We start from the raw sequence: 17,708 nt of genomic DNA, 5'->3' as shown, positions 1-17,708 counted from the left end.
CCCCCCCCCCCCCCCCCCCCCCCCCCCCCCCCCCGGGGCCGGAGTCCTCACCCGTACGACCCGGGGCCGGTGTCCCGCCCCGTACGGCAATCCGTACGACCACCCGCGCGGGACGGGGCCCGGCGCCCCGCCCCGTACGGCAATCCGGTCCGTACGCGGCCGGCGCCCCGACCCGGGGCACGAGGTCGGGGCGCCGCCTCACACCTTCCGGTACTCGTACGCCTCCTCGGCCGCGGCGGCCACCGCCGCCAGATCGGCCCCGGTGGCCGCGGTGACCACCGCCGCCACCGCGCCCTCCACCAGCGGGGCGTCCACGAGCCGGGTGCCGGCGGGGAGTTCGTCCTCGTCGGCGAGGAGGGCCTTGACCGTGAGGACGGCGCTGCCCAGGTCCACCAGCAGCGCCACTCCGGCCCCGCCGTCCACCGCCCGGGCCGCCGCCACGATCAGGTCGGAACTGGTGCCGAGCCCGCCGTCCCGGGTGCCGCCGGCGGGTGCGACGGGCGCCGTCGGCAACCCCGCGAGCCCACGGGCCAACTCGGCGACCGCCGCCGCGACCGGGCCGCTGTGCGAGACCACGACCACCCCGACCCGGCCCGCTTCCGCCACCCGCTGCACCGCGCTCACGCCGCCACCTCCACCAGCGCCGCGAACAGCAGCACCGACGAACGCGCACCGGGGTCCTCGTGCCCCACGCTGCGCTCGCCGAGATAGCTGGCGCGCCCCTTGCGCGCCCGCAACGGCACGGTGGCCCGGGCCCCGGCGTCGGCCGCCGCCAGGGCAGCCGCGAACGAGGCGTCCACCGCTTCGGACCCCGGCACCAGCGCGTCCAGCATCGTCTTGTCGCCCGGCGCCGCCCCGCCCAACTGGGCCACCGCCGCCACCCCGGCCCGCAGCGCGGCGCCGAACCCGGCCGCGTCGACCTCCGCCGCGTCCCCGAGCGTCTTGCCGGTACGCCGCAACAACGTGCCGTACAACGGTCCCGACGCACCCCCCACCGTCGAGATCAACTGCCGCCCCGCCGCGGTCAACACGGCCCCCGGAGTGCTGGGCGGCTCCGCGTCCAGGGCGGTGGCGACGGCGGCGAAGCCGCGCTTGAGGTTGCTGCCGTGGTCGGCGTCCCCGATCGCCGCGTCGAGTTCGGTGAGCCGGTCGGCCTCCCGGTCCACCGCGGCGGCGACCGCCGCCAACCACCGCTGGAAGAACGCCGCGTCGAGCCGGTCCGGCGCACCGCCCGGGGGAGCGGGGCTGGCGGAGGCGCGGGGGTCGCTGCTGGATGCGGATGCGGATGCGCTGCCGGGCACGGGTGGTTCCCTTCGCTCACTCGACCGGCACGCGGCCGGCCGTGGTCCGTCGGTCACCGGCCAGCCTACGCAGCGCCCCGGCCCACCCCGCCGACTCGCGTGCGCCACCCCGGGCCCCGACCTGCGCCCCTGCCACGGGCGCCACGCCGTACCGACCTGCGCGGTACGCGACGACAGCGACCAGGAGCCGCGGCCCCCCCCGCGGCCCCAGCGGGGGCCAGCCACTGCCCGCCGCCACTGCCCGCGGCCCCAGCTACCGCCCCCACCGCAGCGCCGGCGTCTGCACCGGCGCGTCCCACAGCCGCAGCAACTCCTCATCGGCCTGGCACAGGGTCACCGAGCAGCCCGCCATGTCGAGCGAGGTGACGTAGTTGCCGACCAGGCTGCGCAGCACCGGGACGCCGCGCTCGGCCAGCACCCGGTGCACCTCGGCGGTGAATCCGTACAGTTCGAGCAGCGGCGTGCCGCCCATGCCACCCACCAGGAGCAGTACGGGCCGGGTCGGGCGCAGGTCCTCCAGGACCGCGTCCACGGCGAAGTCGGCGATCTCGTGCGAGGTCATCATGGGCCGCCGCTCCCGGCCGGGCTCGCCGTGGATGCCCACCCCGAGCTCCAACTCGCCGGCCGGCAGGTCGAAGGTGGGCCCGCCCTTGGCCGGCGTGGAACAGGCGCTGAGCGCCACCCCGAAGCTCCGGCACTCCGCGTTGACCTGCCGCGCGATGGCCGCCACCCGCTCCAGCGGCGCACCCTCGTCGGCCGCGGCCCCGGCGATCTTCTCCACGAACAGCGTGCCACCGGTACCCCGCCGGCCGGCCGTGTGCAGGCTGTCGGTGACGGCGACGTCATCGTCCACCAGCACCTTGGCCACCTGCACGCCCTCGTCCTCGGCGAGTTCGATGGCCATGTCGAAGTTCAGTACGTCACCGGTGTAGTTCTTCACGACGAACAGCACGCCCGCACCGCTGTCCACGGCCGCAGCCGCCTTCGCCATCTGATCGGGCACCGGCGAGGTGAAGACCTCCCCGGGACACGCCGCCGACAGCATTCCGGGCCCCACGAACCCGCCGTGCAACGGCTCGTGCCCCGACCCGCCCCCCGAAACCAACCCGACCTGCCCGGCTACCGGCGCGTCCCGCCGCACGATCACCCGACTGTCCACGTCCACGACCAACTCGGGATGGGTGACGGCCATCCCCCGCAAGGCATCGGCGACGACGGTGTCGGGCACGTTGATGAGCATCCTCAACGGTCTCTCCTCGGCAGATTTCTGAACGGGCCTGTGGGCGGGGGCGCGGCTGGGGCGGGACGGGCGACGCCGGACTGGGGCGACACCGGTGGCCGCCGCCAGGTGCCGGCAGGCGTCGACGGGCAACGGCAGGCGTCGCCCCGACCACCCCCGACGCCCGCCCACGGAGCCCGACGGTACTGGCACGGGTGCAGGCGTCGGAACCGCTTTCGCAGGGCGGATGAAGCGCGGCCCGTCGGACCCGGGAGGGCGGCGGCCCCGCCGCGGTCGGTGCCCCTACTGCGGCTGCGTGGCGAGCTGGATCAGATTGCCGCAGGTGTCGTCGAAGACGGCCGTGGTGACGTTGCCCATGTCCACGGGCTCCTGGGTGAAGCGGACACCGTGGCCGCGTAGGCGCTCGTACTCCGCCTGTACGTCGGCGACGGCGAACTGGGCGAGTGGGATGCCGTCCGCGACGAGGGCGGTGCGGTACGGGCCGACGGCCGGGTGGCCCGCGGGCTCCAGGAGGAGTTCGGTGCCGCCGGGCTCGTCGGGGGAGACGACGGTCAGCCACCGGGCTCCTCCGCCCAGCGGGATGTCGTGCTTCTTCGTGAAGCCGAGGACCTCGGTGTAGAAGTGCAGGGCCTTCGCCTGGTCGTCGACGAAGACGCTGGTCAGGTGGATCTTCATGGGGTGTTGTCCTCCGGTCCTGGCGGGTCGGGCACGAGCCATCGCTCGGTGATCTGCCGCAGCGGGGCCGTGTTCAGGTCGTGGAACTTGTAGCGACCCTCCCGTCTGGTCTCGACGAGTCCGGCGGCCTCCAGTACGGCTAGGTGCTGGGAGACCGCCTGGCGCGAGATGCCGAGCTGGTGCTTCACGCTCAGCCGCGAGCAGATCTCGAACAGTGTCTGCCCTGACTTCTCCGCGAGCTCGTCGAGAATCGTGCGGCGTGTCGCATCGGCCAGGGCCTTGAACAGGTCGTCTGCCACGCCACCAGGATAGGCAAGTGTTCACTTGCCTATCAAGTCGAGGTGTGCCGCCCCCTCGTGTCTGCCTGCTGCTCGTCCCCACCGTCGGCTGCCGCCCGCCGCACCGCCGCCCACCGTCGGCGAGCCCGCCCCGGCCCGCCTCCGACGGCCTTCGGCCGGCCATCGGAGCGTGCCCCTCGCCAGATGGACCGGCGAAGGGTCAGTCGCGGCTCCGCTACGCGGCGGGAGTCGCCGACCGCTCGGCGATGATCAGCAGGTGGCCGCTCATGCCGTGGATGGACGGGTCGCCGGCGGTGCGGTAGGCGACGTCGAGCAGCCGCTCGTAGGCGTCGGGGTCCCGTTGGGCGAGCGCGGCGACCTCCGGCTGCGCCCACGCCAGGATGCCCTGGGAGGCGAGCCGGTGCCGTACGCGGAACCCGTGGTCCTCGAAGAGCGGGGTGATGTCATCGGGGCGGGTGAGGTATCCGCCGGTGAAGCGTCCGGGCCGTGCGTCGTGGTAGCGCCCCTCGTCCAGGATGAGGTCGGCCGTCCCCGAGGTGAAGGCGGCAAGGCCATGCTCCAGGACGGTGGAGACCAGGCGCATGTAGCGCGGCATCACGGTCGCGAACAGCAGCCCGCCCGGCCGCAGGACCCGACGGGCCTCCCGCAGGGCCCGTTCCCGGTCGGCGCCGGACGTCAGGTGGTACAGCGGCCCCAGGCACAGTTGGGCGTCGAAGGAGGCGTCGGGGAAGGCGCTCAGATCGCGTGCGTCCGCCTCCATGACGGCCGCCACGCTCCCGGCGTACGGCTCGGGGTCCCGTGCGATGCGCTCCCGGGCAACGTCGAGCAGCGCGGGCGACAGGTCGGTGAGCGTCACCCGGTGTCCCCGGCGCGCGAGCCACCGGGTCCACGTGCCGGGACCCCCGCCGTTGTCCAGAATCCGGGCGGGCGCCGGAGGCAGGTGCTCAGCAAACGCGCGCGCGTGCAACTCCCGCTCGACGGCACCGTCCGCGGGCCGGCTCAGTCGGTCGGCCTCGCGCCGCGCCGACCGTTCGTAGTAGTCGCGCACGGCGGCCACCGGATCGGGTTCGGTCGTTCTCGTCACGGACCTCATGATCGACAGTCGACGCTACGTCCGCCACGGCTGCCGGTCAGGTTTCATGCCGCGTACACATGGGCTGCGTACGCGGGGATGGGGATCAGGCACCCCCGCCCGAGTCCGGTTCCGCCTGCGACCCGCGGCGCGGGCCATAATATCGTTCAACGATCAGACAATCGATGGCGCTTTCGTGCGCACCGTGCAGCAGAAAGACCGCATTTTCGTGAACGAGCCCCGCCCGCACGCCCTGTTCTCCTTCGGGACCCTCCTGGACGAGCGCGTCCAGAAGACCCTCTTCGGGCAGCCTGTTCCCCAGACGCCGGCCGCGCTCGCGGGGCATGCCACACGGCCCGTCCGGATCACCGACCCCGAGGTGATCGCCACCAGCGGTCTCGACGTCCACCTCACGCTGGAACGCCGGATCGGCGCGGAGGTCCAGGGCGCCGTGCTCCACCTGACGGACGCCGACCTGGCCGCCGCCGACGACTACGAGGTCGACGACTACGTCCGCCGCCTGGCACGGCTCGCCTCGGGCGCGAGCGCGTGGACCTACCTCGATGCGAGGCCACTGCGCTCCGCGTCCCGCATCGTGATCGTCGGCGACAGCATCGCGTACGGCCGCTGCGATCCGCGGGGCGGCTGGGCGGCCCGCCTGGCCGCCGGCCACATCGCCCGCAACGAGACCGACAACCGCCTCTTCAACCTCGCCGTTCCCGGCGCCACCCTCGCCGAGGTCGCCGCGCAGACCCCCGCCCTGCTGCCGGCCCGTCTCCCCGACACCCTCGTCGTCGCGGCGGGCATCAACGACGTGGCCGCGGCTGGCAACGGACCGGCCCGGCTGACGGAGAGCCTCGACGCGCTGGCGGCGACGGCCCTGGCCCACGGCGCGCGACTGGTCGTCGTAGGGCCCCTCTGGCTCGACGACGACCGCGCTCCTGACTACGAGGGCCTGTCCTTCACCCGTGAACGTGCCGCGGTCCTCCGTGAGAGCCTGCGTTCCTGGTGCGCCGCGCACCGCATCGACCACCTCGACCTGTGGGAGCCGCTGCGGGGCCGCCCCGACCTCCTCGCCGACGGCCTGCACCCCACGCCCGAGGGGCACGACGTGCTCCACCGGCACCTCATGGACGCCGCCGGGTGAGCGCCACGGGCGCCGACCCGACTCGACGCTTCTGCCACCACCCCTGCCTCGCGACCCGTCACCCGCCGGGCGGGCCCTACTCGGCGCGCCGGAACCGGAAGGTCTGGTCGCCCTGGAGGCCCGTCATGGTGGCCCGCAAGGCGTCTCCGTCGACCACGACCTCCAGATTGGTCGGAACGCTGACGGACACGCACGGGGCCGGGAACGCGAGCCGGTACTTCGGCGTACCGCCCCCGTCGTCGTCCAGTTCCGTCACCGCCGCGCCGCCGCACAGGCGCGTCGGCGGGGTGCCGAGTGTGGCCTTGCCGTCGTCGACCTGGATCGTCGCGTGGTTCCCGAAGTCGTCGTATCCCGGTGGCTGGGGGCCGTCCGCCACCCACTCTCCCTCGATCGGCTCCGACTCTTCGGAACACCCGGCAAGGAGCAGGGCCACGGCTAAGACGGGTACGGCGAGTCCTCGGCGCATCTGTGCATCCCCTGGTGACGGACGCCCGATCGGGCGGTCCACGAGTCAAGTGGCCCACGAGTCAAGCAGACGCGGTGTCAGGTCCGCCGGCCGCCCGTCTGTGAGCGCCTGCGGCCGGGCGACGGCCGACTAGGGCGACCGGCCCGGCCGGTACGGCCCCGCCCCGCGCCCGACCGCCCCCACGACCGTGGCCCCTTCCGGCCCCGCTCCGCCCGTCAGCGGATGCGCTGGCCGTACACGCGCTCCACCGCCATCGTCATCAGCACCCGGCGGTCGGACACCATCACCGATCGGTACTCCGCCCAGTCCGGGTGCTCCCCGGCCGCGCGGCGGTAGTACGCCACCAGTGCCTCGACCTCGGGGCCCTGCGGGTCGGTGCCCGGGCCGATGAGGGTCACGGTGCCCTCGGCCGTGGCCCACGACCCCCCGTCGGCGCTGGTGACCTCCAGCGCCGCCCGCGGGTCCCGGCGCAGGTTGACGGTCTTGGCGCGCCCCTCGGTCATCGACACGTAGAGGAGCTCGGCCTCCCGGTCGTAGTAGGGCATGACGGGCGAAAGCTGCGGGCGCCCGTCCGACTTGAGGGTCGCGAGGACCCCGAGCCGGCTTTCGGCGAGCAGGGTGCGCGGATCGTACGCGGTGTCAGTCATGTCCGACACCAAGTCGCGGGGCCCGGCGCCTATTCCCCGCGCTCCCCGACCTCAGCCGATCGGAGCAGCCTGCCAACCCCGCCGCCCGGTCGCATCCTCCTCGACCCGGTGGTCCGCCCAACCCGGCCATACGACGTAACCCACCGCGGCCGGACGGCTAACCCGCCCCGGCTAACCCCCCGCGGCCCCCCTAACGCCGCCCGCGCAGCCTCCGCAGCAACTGCTTGGCCTGTTCCCGCTTCCTGGGGTCCGCCGCCGCGCGCCGCCCCTCGGCCACCAGCCTGCGCCCCTGCGGACTACGGGCAAACGCCTTGATCCGACCCAGCAAGCCCGCCATGGCGTCCCACCCTCTCCTCCGCCGCCCCCGTACGGGACGTATCAGCCCATGACGATACGCGCCGTCAGGCCCTGGCCGCCGGCCCCGCCTCCGGGGCGCCGTCTGCTGCGGCGCCACCGTAGGCCGCCGGCAGCGACCCACCCGCCCCCGCTGCCCCTTCCTCGCCTTCAAGCCGCCCGGCCCGGCGGCCATACTGGGTGGACAGGGGAGGGCACGGCGAGCGATGACGGGGGCGACGGCGGCCGATGGCGGAATCGATGGCGGACACCAGGCTGATCCAGGGCCGGTACCAGCTCCTGGACATCATCGGGCGCGGCGGCATGGGCGAGGTCTGGCGCGCTCGTGACACCTCGCTCGGCCGGCAGGTCGCCGTCAAGTGCCTCAAGCCGATCGGCCCCCAGCACGACGCGTCCTACGTCCGGGTGCTGCGCGAGCGCTTCCGCCGCGAGGCCCAGGTGGCCGCCTCGCTCCAGCACCGCGGAGTGACCGTGGTGCACGACTTCGGCGAGAGCGAGGGCGTGCTCTACCTGGTCATGGAACTGCTCGAAGGCCGCAACCTGAGCCAACTCCTGGACGACAGCCAGCCGGAACCGCTGGCCGTGGCGGACACCGTGGACATCGCCCAGCAGGTCAGCGTCGCCCTCGCCTACACCCACCGGCAGGGCATCGTGCACCGCGACCTCAAGCCGGCCAACATCATGCGGCTGACCGACGGCACCGTGAAGATCTGCGACTTCGGCATCGCCCGCCTCGGCCACGACATCGGCGGCCTCACCTCCCGACTGACCGGCACCGGCATCGCCATGGGCACGCCGCACTACATGTCGCCCGAGCAGATCGCCGGCGGCCTGGTCGACCACCGCAGCGACCTGTACTCGCTCGGCTGCGTGCTGTACGAACTGGCCACCGGGGCCCCGCCGTTCGACCACGAGGACGCCTGGGCGGTCCTGGTCGGCCACCGCGACACCCCGCCCGAGCCGCTGCGCGAGCGCCGCCCCGAACTGCCCGACACCTTCGCCGAAGCCGTACTCGACCTCCTCGCCAAGGACCCGGAGGAGCGCCCGGCCGACGCGGCCACGCTCGCCAACCGCATCGCCGGCGGCAAGCCGGGGGAGTCGGCCGCCGCCCGCCGGGTCGGCGACGGCGACCCGCCGGCCAGCGGGCCCGGCACGACCGGCACGACCGCAGCCGGGGCGCCGACCGGCAGCGGGGAGCCGGTGGCGGAGCCAGGTCCGCCCGCGCGGCTCGCCGCCGGTGCCGACCTGCCGCCCTGGGCCCGGGACATGACCGTCGGCTCCAAGGCCACCGGCGCCTTCCCCACGCAGGCCCCGCCGGACGGTTCCGCCGGCCTGACCGGTGCCTGGACCGGGCCCCAGACGACCGCGCGCCCGCCGGCGACGGGCGCCGAACCGAAGCGGCCCACGCCGCCGCCCGGCGTCCTGGACCGACTGGCCATCCGCCACCACGCCGGCCTCAGCTTCGCCCGGCTCGGCCGCTGGGAAGAAGCGGGCGAGGTGCACCGCGCGGTGGCCGCCGAACGCGAACAGGCCCTCGGGCCGGACCACCCCGACACCCTCGCCAGCCGCTACGAGATCGCGTTCACCCTCGGCCGCCTCGGCCGCCCCGCCGAGGCGCTGCACGAGTACGGGCGGGTCGCCGAAGGCCGCGAGCGGTCCCTCGGCCCCGACCACCCGGACACCCTCGCCGCCCGCCAGGAGACCGCGTACGTGCTGAGCCAACTCGGCCGGCACCTGGAGGCCCACGAGATCTACGACACTGTGCTCGCCGCCCGGACCCGCGTCATGGGCCCCGACCACCCCGACACCCTGCGCTGTCGACACAACCTGGCCTTCAACCTCAGCCGGCTCGGCCGGCTCGACGAGTCCTACCGGATGGCGCACGAGGTGGCCACCGCCCGCGCCCGGGTGCTCGGCGCCCTGCACCCGGACACGCTGGTGACCCGGTACGAGGTGGCGTACGCACTCGGTCAACTCGGCCGCAGCGACGAGGCCCTGCACGCCTACCGCGAGGTGGCCGCGGCCCGGGCGGAGGCGCTGGGCGCCGACCACCCGGACACCCTCGCCGCCCGCTACGAGGTGGGCATCAGCCTCGGCCGCCTCGGCCGCAGCGAGGAGGCGCTCGTGCTCTACCGGGAGCTGGCGGCCGACCGGGCCCGGGTGCACGGCGCAGCCGACCCGGAGACCCTGCGCGCCCGCCACGGCCTGGGCGTGAACCTCGGCCGGCTCGGCCGCTGGGAAGAGGCGCTGGCCGAGGCCCGCGACGTGGCGGCCATCCGGGAACGGGTGCTCGGCCAGGACCACCCCGACACCCTGGTCAGCCGTCGCGAGGTGGCCGTCTGCCTGGGCTGGCTCGACCGCTGGCAAGCGGCGCTGACGGTCTACCAGCAGGTGGCCGCCCTACGGGCCTGCGTACTCGGCGATGACCACCCCGACACCCTCGCCAGCCGCAACGACGAGGCCCAGTGCCTGGAACGCCTCGGCCGCCACGACGAGGCGGTGGTCGTCTACCGCCAGGCCGCCGCCCTGCACCGGGCCAACGCCCCGCGCGGCGGCTGAGACGCGACGGTTTATGCGGGACGACCGGTAGGGCGTGGTGCGGTGGCCTGCGCGGGAGCCCGGCGCGTTCCCCCCGCCATCCCAGCCGCGGCCATCGTTGAACTCCCTTAACAGGGAAGGCGATTGACTCGCTGGACAGCGCGGAGCGGGAGCCCGGGCCGGAACCGGGGGCGGGAGCCAACCCTGAAACTGACGCAGCGTCACCCGCCGTACACTCGCCCCCGACAGCCGACAGCCGACAGCCGACAGCCGAACAGCGAGTGGGGCGTCGGCCCGCGTCCCGTGTGAGAGGTTCCCGTGCGCCCATCGAGTCCCGCCCGTGCTCTGCTCATCGGCGTCTGCGCCGCGTTCGTACTCGGCGCCACGCCCGCCGGGGCCGCGCCGGCACAGGCACCGCACCGGTCCGGAGCCGCGTCCCCGCCATCGCCCACCTCCGGCGTACGGAGCCTGCCCCCGCTGGCCGACCTGGCTGATCTCGCGGCCCGCCGGCTGCTCACGGCCGATCTGGTGGCCGCCGCGAAGTGGGGCACCGACAGCCCGATCGACGATCCCGCGCGGGAGCGGGAGGTGCTGGTCGCCGTGGCCCGCGAGGCCGCTGCGGTGGGCGGCGACCCGCAGGCCACCCGGGCCGTGTTCCGCGACCAGATCGAGGCGAACAAGCTCGTCCAGCGCACGCTCCACCGCAGGTGGCGGGCGGCGCCCTGGCTGGCCCCGGACGACCGCCCGGACCTGGCCGAGGTCCGGGCGGAGATCAACCGCGTCAACAGCGGTCTGGTGCGCGCCGTTGCCGACGCGGCACCCCTCCGCAACACCGCGCTGTGCCCCGTGACCCTGTTCTCCGCCGCCGCCCGCGCGCACCACGCGCACGACCTCGACGGGCTGCACACGCTGGCCCTGGCGCACGGCCTGCGTTCGGTCTGCGCGCCGGTCGTGGCACCGGGCCGGTGACTCTGGCGCCCGTCCCGGGAGTCGCACGGCCCCTGGGTCCGCCCTGTCGTGGGATCTTCCGCAGCGGCCTGTCGGGGTCCCGGGCCGATGGATAGTCTGACTGCGGACGACGAACCGGGAGGAGCACGGACGTGGCCGACAGCACCACTGAAGAGGCACTGGCGGACGGCACGAAGCCGCAACTCGACCTGAGCGACGCGCATTGGCAGTCGAGCAGCCAGGGGACGGGTGACGTCCAGATCGCCTTCGTGGAGGGGTACATCGCGATGCGCGACGGCCGCCATCCGGAAGGGCCCTCGCTGATCTTCACGCCGGCCGAGTGGCGCGCGTTCGTACTCGGCGCCCGTGACGGCGAGTTCGACCTCACCTGAGCCGCACGGCCGCACCGCCGGCCCCACCCACTACGGACCACCCGCCCGAGCCGCCCGCACACCGGCGGCTCGGGCCCCGCACCCAGCGCCGCCCCGCGCCCAGCACCGCACGCCCCCGCGGGAAGCGCACACCGCTCGGCCCGTACCGAGCCACCTGAACCCCGCCCCCCGCGCGGACGCCGCTCCGACCGCCCGTACGGGATCGCCCGCGGTGATCGACCGCGCGGCCGTTGCCCGGTGATCGACAAGACCGACAGGGCTGTGTGACACCCCCGCCGCGAGCCGGCAAGGTGACGCCCAGGTGTCCGCGAAGTGATCTACGTGCCTGCTCCAGGGGTGGGTCCGACGGAGGTGGCCGCGGGGTGGGGCGAGGGGCCACCGTGCGCCGCGCAGCGCGCGCCCGGGCACGTACCATGTCCGCATGTCGTTTCTCCGCCGCCGCAGTGCCGCCACGCCGACAGGTCCGGACTTCGATGTCCTCGCCATGGACCCGGGGGACTGGCCCGGTGACCTGGGGGCCGGTCTGCTGCCGGCACCGGACGGTAGCTGCCAGGGAGTCTTCCTGCGGTACGACCTGTTCGGCGGTCGCGGACCGGCGATGATCATCGGCAACCTGCCTGCCGGCTCGCCCGTGCGCGAGGTGGGCGACGGCGTTCCCTTCGAGGTCACGCAGCTCCTCGAAGCGCTGGGCAACGACGAGCCGATCACGGTCCTGGAGTCCGAGGACAGCCCCGTGATGCACGAGGACAACCTGCTCATCGTGCGGCGCATCAAGCTCTCCGAGGGCCGGATCTCCTGCGTGCAGTTCGACCGCAGCGACGGCGTGCTGGTCACCATCGCAAGCTGGGACCGCCCCATCACCGACGACCTCTACCGCCTCCTGAAGCCCCTCCCGGCCGAGCTCTTCCAGCAGGGCTGAGCCGCCGGGCCGCAGCCACCGACCGGCTGGGCTGCCGGGGCGGCGCTCCGGCACCCGGTGCCAGGCCCGGGGTCACTCACTGTGCGGCGCCTGCCCGGACCACCCGGGCAGGCGCCGCACGGCTGTTTGCTGCCGCTACTACCGCCCGGAGCGGCGCACCGTCACGTCAGCCGCCCGTACGAACGCCACCCGGTGCCCGAACTGGATCTGGTAGTACGCGTCCTTGCCCCGCACCACCTTGTGCCCGGCCGGGTCGAAGGTGGTGGCCCACAGGTACTCGCCACGGGTGCGCAACCCCACCGCGTACTGCTGGCCCTTGTGCAGCGCGTACGGCAGCGGCGACACCTCCTGCACCGGCACGCCCTCGGGATAGGCCGCGGCCTCCGGGTAGGCCCTGCCGTACACCGGCACCTCCTCCCGGCCCGGCCCCGGGGTCACCACCCACCCCTTGGCGTTGACGGCCGTCGGCTGGCCCGCGGGATCGTGGAACCAGGCACGCTGCCCCAGGTACCAGATCGCCGTCCAGTCGCCCTCGCGCCCGGCCACCGCGAACTGCTGGCCGGTGGAGGCGCGGGCGCCGGTGTCGTTGACGCCGGTCGTCGACGGCGAACCGTCCGGGCGCAACCCGACGTCCTTCACCAGCGGGGCGTCGGCGGAGGGCGCGGTGTGCAGCCGTACCGCCCCCGAACCGTGCGGCGCGCACGGCTGCCCCGGCTTCTCGCAGTCGGTGTAGTCCGGGCGGTGCCGGTCGTAGTCGGGCCTGATGGTCACCAGACCGCCGTCCGGCCCCGCCGTCGGCCCGAGCGGCGCACCGAGCAGCCGGAAGTAGTGCGCCCAGTCCCAGTACGGGCCGGGGTCGGTGTGCATGCCCCGGATGGTGGAGGTGACCGTCCCCGGCACGTTGTCGTGCCCCAGGACGTGCTGCCGGTCCAGCGGGATGTCGTACCGCCGCGCCAGGTAGCGGGCCAGCCGCGCGGAGGCCCGGTACACCGCCTCCGTGTACCAGGCGTCCGGTGCCGTAAGGAAGCCCTCGTGCTCCAGCCCCACCGACTTGGCGTTGACGTACCAGTTGCCCGCGTGCCAGCCGATGTCCTTGGTCGGCACGTGCTGCGCGACGTGCCCGTCCGTGGCGCGCAGCGTGTAGTGCCACGACACGTACGTCGGGTCCTGCACCAGCTTCAGCGCGGTGTCCCAGTAGCCCTCCGTGTCGTGCACCACGATGTAGTCGACCCGCTGCGAGCGGGGGCGGTCGGCCTTGTCGTGGTTGCCGTAGTCGCCCTCGCCCAACTCCTGGTACGGCGCGGGCACCGACTCGCAGGACAGGCCGCGCGGGCACTCGACGCCCGGGGCCCGGTCGCCGGGCGGCAGGGCGAGCCGCCGCAGCGCCGCCGTGTCCCGGCGCAGCCCCGGGTGCCGGTCCAGGCTGACCCGCTCGCCCGAGTCGGTGGTACGGCTCGCACCCGAGCGGATCACCGAGTACACCTCGTCGGCGAACGCCCCGGCCGCCGTCGTGTCGGTGGCGCCCGAGTAGTCGGCCACCGCCGCGTACCAGCGTCCCGGATCGCTGCTGAGCGGCAGGCCGAGACGTTTCTGCGCGGCGGCGATGAGGGCGGCGCCCCCGCGCACGTTGGCGGCGGGGTCCTCCCGCAGTGCGCGGGCCGGCAGGCCGGTCAGGCGCTGGGCGCGCTCCAGGGTCCGCAGCCGCGCCGGCAGCGCACGCACGGTGGGCGCGGGCGGGTCGGCGGCCGGCCGCTTGGCGGGGCGCGCGTCATCGCCGCGCGGGTCCTCCGTCCCGTGCCGGGAGTGGTGCTCGGCGGCGAGCGCGGTGACCGCGTCCGTCAGGTGCATGGGGCCGTATCCGCCGCCCACACTGGGCGCGCCGCGATGCCCGTCCCAGCGGGACTCCAGGTAGGAGACGCCGAGCAGAACGCTGCGCGGCACCTGGTACTGCCGCGCCGCATCCGTGAACGCCTGCTCAAGGCCGACGCTCGCCGGCTGTTCCGCCGTGGCGGTGGGAGCCGTCGAGACCAAGGGCGCGAGCAGCGCGACGGAGGCGGCGACCATCGCCGCACGGGGCGAGGACCAACGCCGACGCCCTCCCCGCTCCCGCGTCTTCGCCCGCCTCCGCGTGAAACCCGATAAACCTGGCAATGCAGCCTCCTCGCACTGGGCCGTGGCACGAGCGCGCGGTGGTGCTCGCGTCCTACGGGCATGGGGCTGAACCCACTTACGAGGTATCTGCTGTTCGGTGCCGCGTCAATCGTGCTCGGGCGAGTGGGTGACGGAGCGGGCCACTCCGCCTTCGGCCGGCTCCCGCGACCAGCGACGCCCGTCACGCCCGGTGCCCGTCACCCGCCGGCGTCGGCCGGCGCCCGTGGCGGTGGGCCGACTGAGCCTTCCCGGCCCACCACCACGCGACGGGACCGGGCCGGTGAGCCGGCCAGTCGGTCACCCGACCGGCCAGCCGGCCAGCCAGCCGGCCAACGAGCCACCGACCGACCAGCCGGCCAATCCGCTGACGCGTCAGTCCGCTGACGCGTCAGTCCGCTGACCGGTCAGCGGATTGGCCGGGCCGGGTCAGCGGGTCCCGACCGCGGCCCGCACCGCGCGCCGGGCCAGCGCACAGTCGTCGTGCAGCCGCCGCAGCAGCAGCCGCTGCTGCTCGCCCGCGCTCGCCCCCGGTTCGCCCGGGGCCGGCGCCGGCGCGGGGTCGCGCATGGTGCGCTGCACGGCCGTCTCGTACATCCGGATCTCCCGGGTCAGCACCAGCATGAGGTTGACCAGGAACGCGTCCCGCGCATCACACCCCGCGCTCTGCGCCACCTGGGCGATCTGCCGACGGCCGGCCGCCGCGTCCGCGCCCACCACGACCCAGAGGGTGGCGAGGTCGTAGCCCGGCAGGTACCACCCCGCGTGGTCCCAGTCGACCAGGGCTGCACCCGACGGCGCGAACATGATGTTCGACAGCACCGCCTCGCCGTGGCAGAACTGCCCCTGGCCCTGCCGCCCCTGGGCGATGCCGCGCAGCAACTGCTGGAGGTCGCTCATGTCCCGATCGGTGAGCAGCCCCAGCTCGTGGTAGCGGGCCAGCCGGGCGCCGTAGTCGATGGGCGCGTCGAAGAGCCCGGACGGCGGGCGCCAGGTGTTGATCCGGTAGATCGCGGCGAGCGCGTTCCGCAGGTCGGCACGGGGCGGCGGCTCCGTCGGGTGCCGGTGCAAGGTGGCCACGCGCCCGGGCATGCGCTCCATCACCAGGGTGCAACTGTCGGGGTCGGCCGCGATGAGCCGAGGTACGCGCACCGGCGGGCGGTGGCGCACGAAGGCCCGATATGCCGCTATTTCGTGCTGGAAGCGTTCGGTCCACGCGGGCGAGTGGTCGAGCAGACACTTGGCCACGGCAGTGGTCCGCCCCGTCGTACCGACGAACAGGACCGAGCGCCCGTTGCGGCGCAGTACCTGCACCGGGTTGAACTCGGGGCAGACCCGGTGCACGGCCGCGATGGCCGCGCGCAGTCGCGCCCCTTGCGGGCCGGACAAGTCGAGCCTCCCGCTGAGCGGCTGGGGAACAGTGCCCTCAGCCCGTCGCGCCCGCCCGCCACGGCTGGGATCGAGATAGGGCGCGCCACCCACGTGCGGGCGGTGCGGCCGAATGGGGACGGACACGGAGGACGATGCTGTGTACATGGGCGAGACAGATCCCTTCGTGTGCCGGCAAGTGCGTGCGCTCCAGACCCGGAAGGTGGCCGCACCCTGGGGAATGCGGTCGCCCACCGGGCTGGGTTCCCTGGCCGGGGGCGGGGGCCGCGAGTCGGCACCGGCGCGGGACCCGATGGGACGGCCCCGTCGCCTCCGTCGCTTGCGCGACGGTGGTGCTGCCGTGACGGCCGGGGAGCCGCCACGCCCGAGTCGTCCCGTCGTCGACGGCACGGCTCGGAGCTGCATTCCCGCGGGTCGCCCCGCGGTGTGACCCACGTGCCCGGGCCCGAAGGCCAGGGGAGGGTGGCGCGTTCCTACAGGACACCCGCGCACGGGTGGCACACCATCTGGCGGACCCTGGCGAACCCTGGCGAATAGTCGCGGGCCCCTACCTCGGGGGCTACTGTCAACACAGCCGAGGAACCTGGGGGCTTGACGTGACGAGGGAACCCAATGCCCGTCTTGCGGACCTGTTCGGCCTGGCCGGATGGTCCAAGGGGGAGCTCGCGAGACTCGTGAACCGGCAGGCGGCGGCCATGGGCCATCCGCAACTGGCGACCGACACCTCGCGGGTACGGAGGTGGATCGAGACCGGCGAGACGCCGCGCGATCCCGTCCCGAAGGTGTTGGCAGCCCTGTTCACCGAGCGACTCGGTCGTGTCGTGACCATCGAGGACCTCGGATTCGGCCGCAAGGGACGCGCGGGGAAGGGGCAAACCCACGAAGGTCTGCCCTGGGCGCCCGAACGTACGGCCCAGGTCCTCACCGAATTCACGGGAATGGACCTCATGTTCAACCGACGCAGCCTGGTGGGCGCGGGAGCCGCGCTCACCGCGGGCTCCGTGCTCAGCAGCGCCATGTACGACTGGCTGCACACCGATCCCGCCCTGGCATCCGGCGCCCCCTACCCCTCCGGCGTGTTCACCGCCGACCACGCCAGTTTCGACCGCTACGAGGCGGCGCCCGTGGGCTCCGCGGAGATCGAAGCCCTGGAGAACTCCGTCGACATCTTCCGCCGTTGGGACGCCTCCCGTGGCGGCGGGCTCCAGCGCAAGGCGGTGGTGGGGCAGCTCAACGAGGTCGGCGGCATGCTCGCCTACCGTCATCCGCCCCATCTCCAACGCAGGCTGTGGGGGGTGGCGGCCAACCTGGCGGTGCTCGCCGGCTGGATGTCGCACGACGTGGGCCTGGAGCCCACCGCCCAGAAGTACTTCGTGATCGCCGCGCACGCCGCGCGAGAGGGGGGCGACCGGCCGCGCGCCGGCGAAGCCCTCTCCCGCGCCGCACGTCAGATGGTGCACCTCGGGCGCCCCGACGACGCGCTCGACCTGATGAAGCTCGCCCAGTCGGGTTCGGGCGACGAGGCCCTGCCCCGCACCCGGGCGATGCTGCACACCATCGAGGCGTGGGCACAGGCGTCGATGGGCCGCGGGCAGGCCATGCGCCGCACCCTGGGCGAGGCCGAGGAGCTCTTCGTCTCCGACAAGGGCGATGTTCCGGCGCCGAGTTGGATGCAGATGTTCGACGAAGCGGACCTGCACGGCATGCAGGCGCTGGCGTACCGCACCCTCGCCGAGCACGAGGCGAAGGCCGCGGTCCTCGCCCAGCAGCACGCCAAGGAGGCGCTGCGGCTGCGCAAGGACGGCCACGAGCGGTCACAGATCTTCGATCACATCTCGCTGGCCTCCGCCTGCTTCATCGACGACCAGCCGGAACGCGGCGACAAGTACGCACGATTGGCCCTGGTGACCATCGGTGAGACCTCCTCGCACCGCACCTGGGACCGACTGCGCGAGATGTACCGGCTCACCGGCCAGTACGCGAGCCGCACCGACATCCGCATTCTCCGGGAAGAGATCGCAGAGGCACTGCCCCAACAGAACGGTGTCGGCCTGGGCCCGAACGCCGCGGTGTGAGCGCCACGGTGCGGCGACCATCCCGACGGGATCGTGCGTTGACGGGGCCGTAAAAGTCGCCGGTAGCACACGGCGTCATGGCCCTACTTACCGCAGGG

Annotated in this window: 17 protein-coding genes; 6 read left to right on the top strand and 11 right to left on the bottom strand. The window is 74.1% G+C overall.

Annotated elements, in window-relative coordinates; genetic code table 11:
- Nucleotides 1-198: 198 nt before the first annotated feature.
- The 6 genes from ACMA1D_RS22030 to ACMA1D_RS22005 form a co-directional block, all read right to left on the bottom strand.
- The gene (locus ACMA1D_RS22030) at nucleotides 199-624 is read right to left on the bottom strand and encodes a PTS-dependent dihydroxyacetone kinase phosphotransferase subunit DhaM (RefSeq protein WP_414725736.1); all 426 of its coding nucleotides are present in this window, start codon (nucleotides 622-624) and stop codon (nucleotides 199-201) included.
- Nucleotides 621-1,187 (bottom strand): dihydroxyacetone kinase subunit DhaL, encoded by a 567-nt coding sequence (dhaL, locus tag ACMA1D_RS22025; RefSeq protein WP_414725746.1) that lies wholly within the window; start codon nucleotides 1,185-1,187, stop codon nucleotides 621-623. The genes ACMA1D_RS22030 and dhaL overlap by 4 nt, the downstream gene beginning before the upstream one ends.
- 367 nt (nucleotides 1,188-1,554) lie before the next feature.
- Nucleotides 1,555-2,547 (bottom strand): dihydroxyacetone kinase subunit DhaK, encoded by a 993-nt coding sequence (dhaK, locus tag ACMA1D_RS22020; RefSeq protein ID WP_414725735.1) that lies wholly within the window; start codon nucleotides 2,545-2,547, stop codon nucleotides 1,555-1,557.
- Nucleotides 2,548-2,823: 276 nt separating this feature from the next.
- Nucleotides 2,824-3,216: a VOC family protein gene (locus ACMA1D_RS22015; RefSeq protein ID WP_414725734.1), complete on the bottom strand. Its 393-nt coding sequence runs from the start codon at nucleotides 3,214-3,216 to the stop codon at nucleotides 2,824-2,826.
- A complete protein-coding gene (locus tag ACMA1D_RS22010) occupies nucleotides 3,213-3,515 on the bottom strand; it encodes an ArsR/SmtB family transcription factor (RefSeq protein WP_414725733.1) in 303 nt (100 codons plus the stop codon). The genes ACMA1D_RS22015 and ACMA1D_RS22010 overlap by 4 nt, the downstream gene beginning before the upstream one ends.
- Before the next feature lie 214 nt (nucleotides 3,516-3,729).
- The gene (locus ACMA1D_RS22005; RefSeq protein WP_414725732.1) at nucleotides 3,730-4,599 is read right to left on the bottom strand and encodes a class I SAM-dependent methyltransferase; all 870 of its coding nucleotides are present in this window, start codon (nucleotides 4,597-4,599) and stop codon (nucleotides 3,730-3,732) included.
- A 193-nt stretch (nucleotides 4,600-4,792) separates the two neighbouring features.
- Here ACMA1D_RS22005 and ACMA1D_RS22000 point away from each other — a divergent pair, with 193 nt between their 5' ends.
- Nucleotides 4,793-5,734, top strand: coding sequence for an SGNH/GDSL hydrolase family protein (locus ACMA1D_RS22000; protein ID WP_414725731.1), 942 nt, complete (start codon nucleotides 4,793-4,795; stop codon nucleotides 5,732-5,734).
- A gap of 76 nt (nucleotides 5,735-5,810) precedes the next feature.
- Here the strand turns inward: ACMA1D_RS22000 and ACMA1D_RS21995 are convergent, their stop codons facing one another.
- From ACMA1D_RS21995 to ACMA1D_RS21985, 3 genes are all read right to left on the bottom strand, one after another.
- Nucleotides 5,811-6,200: a hypothetical protein gene (locus ACMA1D_RS21995; RefSeq protein ID WP_414725730.1), complete on the bottom strand. Its 390-nt coding sequence runs from the start codon at nucleotides 6,198-6,200 to the stop codon at nucleotides 5,811-5,813.
- Between the two features lie 215 nt (nucleotides 6,201-6,415).
- Complete coding sequence (locus ACMA1D_RS21990; protein WP_414725729.1) at nucleotides 6,416-6,847, bottom strand: PPOX class F420-dependent oxidoreductase; 432 nt, start codon at nucleotides 6,845-6,847, stop codon at nucleotides 6,416-6,418.
- Between the two features lie 190 nt (nucleotides 6,848-7,037).
- Nucleotides 7,038-7,184, bottom strand: coding sequence for a hypothetical protein (locus tag ACMA1D_RS21985; RefSeq protein ID WP_414725728.1), 147 nt, complete (start codon nucleotides 7,182-7,184; stop codon nucleotides 7,038-7,040).
- Between the two features lie 257 nt (nucleotides 7,185-7,441).
- Here ACMA1D_RS21985 and ACMA1D_RS21980 point away from each other — a divergent pair, with 257 nt between their 5' ends.
- From ACMA1D_RS21980 to ACMA1D_RS21965, 4 genes are all read left to right on the top strand, one after another.
- Entirely contained in the window at nucleotides 7,442-9,760 is a 2,319-nt protein-coding gene (locus ACMA1D_RS21980; protein WP_414725727.1) for a tetratricopeptide repeat protein, read from the top strand.
- A 297-nt stretch (nucleotides 9,761-10,057) separates the two neighbouring features.
- The gene (gene aroQ / locus ACMA1D_RS21975) at nucleotides 10,058-10,708 is read left to right on the top strand and encodes a gamma subclass chorismate mutase AroQ (protein WP_414725726.1); all 651 of its coding nucleotides are present in this window, start codon (nucleotides 10,058-10,060) and stop codon (nucleotides 10,706-10,708) included.
- 131 nt (nucleotides 10,709-10,839) lie between these two features.
- Nucleotides 10,840-11,079 carry a DUF397 domain-containing protein gene (locus ACMA1D_RS21970; protein ID WP_414725725.1) on the top strand — a complete coding sequence of 80 codons (240 nt, stop codon included), beginning with the start codon at nucleotides 10,840-10,842 and terminating at the stop codon, nucleotides 11,077-11,079.
- Between the two features lie 421 nt (nucleotides 11,080-11,500).
- Nucleotides 11,501-11,998 carry a hypothetical protein gene (locus ACMA1D_RS21965; RefSeq protein WP_414725724.1) on the top strand — a complete coding sequence of 166 codons (498 nt, stop codon included), beginning with the start codon at nucleotides 11,501-11,503 and terminating at the stop codon, nucleotides 11,996-11,998.
- Between the two features lie 138 nt (nucleotides 11,999-12,136).
- On the opposite strand, the gene ACMA1D_RS21960 is transcribed toward ACMA1D_RS21965, so the two are convergent.
- Both ACMA1D_RS21960 and ACMA1D_RS21955 read right to left on the bottom strand, forming a co-directional pair.
- Complete coding sequence (locus ACMA1D_RS21960) at nucleotides 12,137-14,062, bottom strand: N-acetylmuramoyl-L-alanine amidase (RefSeq protein WP_414725723.1); 1,926 nt, start codon at nucleotides 14,060-14,062, stop codon at nucleotides 12,137-12,139.
- A gap of 513 nt (nucleotides 14,063-14,575) precedes the next feature.
- Nucleotides 14,576-15,682, bottom strand: coding sequence for an aminoglycoside phosphotransferase family protein (locus ACMA1D_RS21955; RefSeq protein WP_414725722.1), 1,107 nt, complete (start codon nucleotides 15,680-15,682; stop codon nucleotides 14,576-14,578).
- 449 nt (nucleotides 15,683-16,131) lie between these two features.
- Here ACMA1D_RS21955 and ACMA1D_RS21950 point away from each other — a divergent pair, with 449 nt between their 5' ends.
- Nucleotides 16,132-17,610, top strand: a complete 1,479-nt coding sequence (locus ACMA1D_RS21950; RefSeq protein ID WP_414725721.1) for a hypothetical protein — start codon at nucleotides 16,132-16,134, stop codon at nucleotides 17,608-17,610.
- Nucleotides 17,611-17,708: the final 98 nt, after the last annotated feature.

Origin of the sequence: Streptomyces sp. 796.1, assembly GCF_047525675.1 — a bacterium.
GTDB lineage: Bacteria > Actinomycetota > Actinomycetes > Streptomycetales > Streptomycetaceae > Streptomyces.
Note: the sequence above shows the minus strand (reverse complement) of the source record. Positions and strands in the feature narration are given on the sequence as shown.

Coding starts and splice junctions, on each gene's coding strand:
- ACMA1D_RS22015 (WP_414725734.1), bottom strand. CDS start 3,216: ATGAAGATCCACCTGACCAGCGTCTTCGTCGACGACCAGGCGAAGGCC.
- ACMA1D_RS21995 (WP_414725730.1), bottom strand. CDS start 6,200: ATGCGCCGAGGACTCGCCGTACCCGTCTTAGCCGTGGCCCTGCTCCTT.
- ACMA1D_RS21955 (WP_414725722.1), bottom strand. CDS start 15,682: ATGTACACAGCATCGTCCTCCGTGTCCGTCCCCATTCGGCCGCACCGC.
- ACMA1D_RS21960 (WP_414725723.1), bottom strand. CDS start 14,062: ATGGTCGCCGCCTCCGTCGCGCTGCTCGCGCCCTTGGTCTCGACGGCT.
- ACMA1D_RS21965 (WP_414725724.1), top strand. CDS start 11,501: ATGTCGTTTCTCCGCCGCCGCAGTGCCGCCACGCCGACAGGTCCGGAC.
- ACMA1D_RS21980 (WP_414725727.1), top strand. CDS start 7,442: ATGGCGGACACCAGGCTGATCCAGGGCCGGTACCAGCTCCTGGACATC.
- ACMA1D_RS21990 (WP_414725729.1), bottom strand. CDS start 6,847: ATGACTGACACCGCGTACGATCCGCGCACCCTGCTCGCCGAAAGCCGG.
- ACMA1D_RS21985 (WP_414725728.1), bottom strand. CDS start 7,184: ATGGCGGGCTTGCTGGGTCGGATCAAGGCGTTTGCCCGTAGTCCGCAG.